The organism is Sandarakinorhabdus sp., from assembly GCF_041689835.1.
In the GTDB taxonomy this organism is placed as follows: domain Bacteria; phylum Pseudomonadota; class Alphaproteobacteria; order Sphingomonadales; family Sphingomonadaceae; genus Sandarakinorhabdus.
Genome location: NZ_JBDNFM010000171.1, coordinates 1 through 4415 on the forward strand (window position 1 = coordinate 1; position 4415 = coordinate 4415).

Genomic DNA, 4415 nt, shown 5'->3' on the forward strand with positions numbered 1-4415 from the left:
CAGGATTATTCGGCGCTACAGATCGTGCGCGGCGATGCCATGGGCAATGACAGGCGCGCTGCCGAATTCAAGTTCAACGAGTCCGTGGCCAAGCTGAACAAGCCGGTGGACCGCAGCGAGTGGTTCATGACGCCGATGACGGTGAACGCCTATGCCAACCCGACCTGGAACGAAATCGTGTTCCCGGCCGCGATCCTGCAGGCGCCGTTCTTTGATCCGAATGCCGATGATGCGGTGAATTATGGCGGCATTGGCGCGGTAATTGGCCACGAGATCACCCACCATTTCGACGATCAGGGCCGCAAATACGACAAGACCGGCCGGCTGAGCGATTGGTGGACCGCCGAGGACGTGAAGCGCTTCAAGGTCGGTACCGACAAGGTGGTGGCGCAATATGGCGCGTACGAACCTGTGGCCGGCAAAAAGGTGAATGGTGAGCTGACGCTGGGCGAGAATATCGCCGATCTTGCCGGCATCACCATCGCCTATGATGGCTGGAAGCGCAGCCTGAACGGCAAGAAGCCCAAGGCCATTGATGGCTTTACCGGCGATCAACGCTTCTTCCTTGGCTTCAGCCAGGTGTGGCGTCAGAAATATCGTGAGCCGGCGCTGTTGCAGCAATTGGTTACCGATCCGCACACGCCGGGTCATTTCCGCCCCTATGTCGTGCGCAACATCGACGCGTGGTACAAGGCGTTCAAGGTGCAGGCCGGCGAGACGATGTACCTGTCGCCGGAGGAGCGCATCAAGCTGTGGTAAGGCGTTATTATCGCCCCATCATCACCCACGCAGAGGGGAACAAGGGGTCTTTGGCACTTGCCGGCGGCCCCTTTTTGTTTTCGCGCTGCGAAGTGCTGACGCGCAGCGGGAGCGAAGGTTTCGTTGATGCGGCAGACGTGCCGGACGCGTGGCGGCTGCGGTTGACCCGGCCCCGGCCGCTGCTGGCGCGGTTCGCGCAAGTGCTGCCGTTGATGATGGGTGTGCTCAACATCACGCCCGACAGTTTTTCCGATGGTGGCCGCCATGTTGCGCCGAACGCTGCAATCGCTGCCGCCCACGCCATGCACGCCGCCGGCGCCGCCATCATTGACGTGGGCGCCGAATCCACCCGGCCCGGCGCGCCCGAATTGCCAGTGGGGGACGAACTGGCGCGGCTGGCACCGTTGTGGAGCGGGCTGGCCGGGCTGCCGGTTTCGATCGACACGCGCAAGGCGGCGGTGATGGCCGCCGCGCTTGATGCCGGGGCGGTGATCGTCAATGATGTCAGCGCGCTGGGGCACGATCCGCACGCGCTGGCACTGGTGGCGGCGCGCGGTTGCCCGGTGATCTTGATGCACCATCAGGGCACGCCCGAAACCATGCAGACCGCGCCGCACTATGACAACGCGCTGCTCGATGTGTTTGATTGGCTGGAGGGGCGGATTGCCGCAGCCGTGGCCGGCGGTGTGGCGGCGGATGCCATCATCGCCGATCCCGGCATCGGTTTTGGCAAAGGGCTGGCGCACAATCTGGCACTGCTGCAAGGGTTGAGCCTGCTGCACGGTTTGGGGGTGCCAATCCTGCTTGGTGCCAGCCGCAAGTCGTTGATTGCCCGCATTTCCGCCGGTGAACCGGTGGAACAGCGCTTGCCCGGCAGCCTGGCGCTGGCGCTGGCCGGGGCCAATGCCGGTGTGCAGTTGATCCGGGTGCATGATGTGGCCGAAACGAGCCAAGCCCTGAAGCTTTGGAGAGCCTGCCTGCCCGTGCCGGCCTGAACCGGCATTTGCCCCTTCACAGCCGCGCCCAAACTGCTAACAGGCAGCATGCACAGGTTGCGGCATCGCGGCCAGCCACTGCAAGTAACAAGGGTTTCGCCGGTCATGGCCAGCAACGAACAGCAGAACGACAGCCACCGTTCCACCTATGAAAGCTTCATGGGCGCGGCCAAATGGGGCACGATCTTTGTGATCATGATCGTACTCGGGCTGTTTGTGTTTCTGGTTTGATTTGCGCGGTTTTGGGGGCTGAATCATGAAGATCGCGGTGCTCAAGGAAGCTGGCGGCGCTGAAACGCGGGTCGCGGCGACGCCGGAAACGGTGAAGAAACTGATTGGCCTGGGCGCCAGCGTGGCGGTGGAAACCGGCGCCGGCTTTGGTGCGAAAATCAGCGATGCGGACTATGCGGCTGCGGGCGCGACCGTGGCCAGCCGGGTGGACGTGGTTGCCGGTGCCGTCATGGTGCTGGGCGTGCAAGGGCCGCAGCTGGCCGATTTGCCGGGGATCGCCGCCGGCACCATCATTGCCGCCATCCTGTCCCCCTTCAACGATCGTGCCAAGATCGACGCCTATGCCGGCGCGGGCATCACTGCCTATGCGATGGAATTCATGCCGCGCACGACGCGCGCCCAATCCATGGACGTCCTGTCCAGCCAGTCCAACCTCGCCGGCTACAAGGCGGTGATCGACGGGGCCGAAGCCTATGGCCGCGCGTTTCCGATGATGATGACGGCCGCCGGCACCATCAGCGCTGCGCGCGTGTTCATCATGGGCGTGGGCGTTGCCGGCTTGCAAGCCATCGCCACCGCGCGCCGCCTCGGTGCGCTGGTCAGCGCCACCGATGTGCGCGCCGCCACCAAGGAACAGATTGAATCGCTGGGGGCCAAGGCAATTTTTGTCGACAAGGTGGCCGGCATCGAAGGCGAAGGCGCTGGCGGCTATGCCACCGAAATGAGTGACGAATACAAGGCGGCGCAGGCCGAACTGGTGTCGTTGCACATCGCCAAGCAGGATCTGGTGATCACCACCGCGCTCATCCCCGGCCGGCCAGCGCCGCGCCTGGTTTCCGATGCGCAGGTCGCTTCGATGCGGCCGGGCAGCGTGATCGTCGATCTGGCGGTGGATGCTGGCGGCAACGTTGAAGGTGCTGTGGCGGGCGAAATTGCCGAGCGTCACGGCGTGAAGATCATCGGGCACCGTAATCCGGCCAGCCGGCTCGCACCCGATGCGTCGGCGTTGTACAGCCGCAATCTGTTCAACATGATCAACGCCTTCTGGGACAAGGAGGCGGGAGCCGCCGTGTGGCCCGCCGATGACGATATCGTGAAGGGCATCAAGCTGACCGAGGGCGGCAAGATCGTCCACGAACGTTTGGTTTAGGCGGCTGTTGGGTTAAGGGGCACGCACATGGATTTCCTGTCGATCCTGTCGATTTTCGTGCTGGCGGTGTTCGTCGGCTATTATGTCGTGTGGTCGGTCACGCCGGCGCTGCACACGCCGTTGATGGCCGTGACCAACGCCATTTCATCGGTGATCATCGTCGGCGCGCTGATCGCAGCGGCGGCCGGGGCAATCACTGAAGGCGGCGGCCCGTCAATGTGGCTGGGCCTGCTGGGTGTGGTGCTGGCCAGCATCAACATCTTCGGCGGCTTTGCGGTCACGCGCCGCATGCTCGCCATGTACAAGAAAAAAGACAAGAAGCCGGCGGCTTCGAAGTAAGTTTGGGGCAAGACCATGGAACACGCAGTCGCTGCCACGCCGGCCTGGGCCGTGCTCGCCTATCTCGCCGCCGGGGTGCTGTTCATCCTGTCGCTGCGCGGCCTTTCGTCGCCGGAAACATCCCAAGCCGGTAACCGCAATGGCATGATCGGCATGGCACTGGCGGTGGGCACCACGCTTATACTGCACCCGACCGGCTTGCCGCTGATCGTGGGTGCCATCGCCATCGGCGGAGGCATTGGCTGGGTGATTGCCCAGCGCATCCAGATGACCGCGATGCCCGAGCTTGTGGCGGGCTTCCACAGCCTCGTTGGCATGGCAGCGGTACTGGTCGGTTGTTCGGCCTATCTCAATCCGGCGGCGTTCGGCATTGTTGATAGCACCGGTGCCATACTCACCGTGTCGCGCGTTGAACTGGGCTTGGGCATTGCCATCGGCGCGATCACTTTTTCGGGTTCGATCATCGCCTTTTTGAAACTGTCGGGCCGCATGTCGGGCTCGCCGATTTTGCTGCCGGGCCGTCATCTGCTCAATCTGAGCGTGCTGGCCGGCATCGTCATCCTCACCGGCGTGTTCGCGATGGATGCCGCTGCTGGCGCCAGCCAGGGGCCGTTGCTGTGTGTCATCCTCGGGCTGTCGTTTTTGATTGGTGTCACGTTGATCATCCCGATTGGCGGGGCAGATATGCCGGTCGTCATTTCGATGCTCAACAGCTATTCGGGCTGGGCGGCGGCCGCGATGGGCTTCACGCTGCAGAACACCGCGATGATCATCACCGGCGCGCTGGTCGGATCGTCGGGGGCGATCCTGTCGTACATCATGTGCAAGGCGATGCACCGCAGCTTCATCAGCGTGATTGCCGGCGGCTTTGGTGCTGAATCCGGGGCCCGTGCGGCCAAGGGCACCGGCGTGCAAAAGCCGTTCAAGGCCGGTTCGGCTGA

Annotated in this window: 6 protein-coding genes; all 6 read left to right on the forward strand. The window is 63.5% G+C overall.

The window, feature by feature from the left end; translation table 11 throughout:
• Window positions 1–759, forward strand: a 759-nt coding sequence (locus ACESL8_RS09260) for a M13-type metalloendopeptidase (protein ID WP_372918093.1), incomplete at its 5' end; no start/stop codon positions are given.
• On the forward strand, window positions 753–1754 hold the full coding sequence (gene folP, locus ACESL8_RS09265; protein WP_372918095.1) for a dihydropteroate synthase: 1002 nt from the start codon (window positions 753–755) through the stop codon (window positions 1752–1754). The genes ACESL8_RS09260 and folP, both read left to right, overlap by 7 nt.
• A gap of 105 nt (window positions 1755–1859) precedes the next feature.
• Window positions 1860–1985, forward strand: coding sequence for an aa3-type cytochrome c oxidase subunit IV (locus ACESL8_RS09270; protein ID WP_372918097.1), 126 nt, complete (start codon window positions 1860–1862; stop codon window positions 1983–1985).
• Between the two features lie 25 nt (window positions 1986–2010).
• Window positions 2011–3135, forward strand: a complete 1125-nt coding sequence (locus tag ACESL8_RS09275) for an NAD(P) transhydrogenase subunit alpha (protein WP_372918099.1) — start codon at window positions 2011–2013, stop codon at window positions 3133–3135.
• A 27-nt stretch (window positions 3136–3162) separates the two neighbouring features.
• Window positions 3163–3474 carry a proton-translocating transhydrogenase family protein gene (locus ACESL8_RS09280; protein WP_372918101.1) on the forward strand — a complete coding sequence of 104 codons (312 nt, stop codon included), beginning with the start codon at window positions 3163–3165 and terminating at the stop codon, window positions 3472–3474.
• A gap of 15 nt (window positions 3475–3489) precedes the next feature.
• On the forward strand, window positions 3490–4415 hold a 926-nt coding region (locus ACESL8_RS09285), incomplete at its 3' end, for an NAD(P)(+) transhydrogenase (Re/Si-specific) subunit beta (RefSeq protein WP_372918103.1).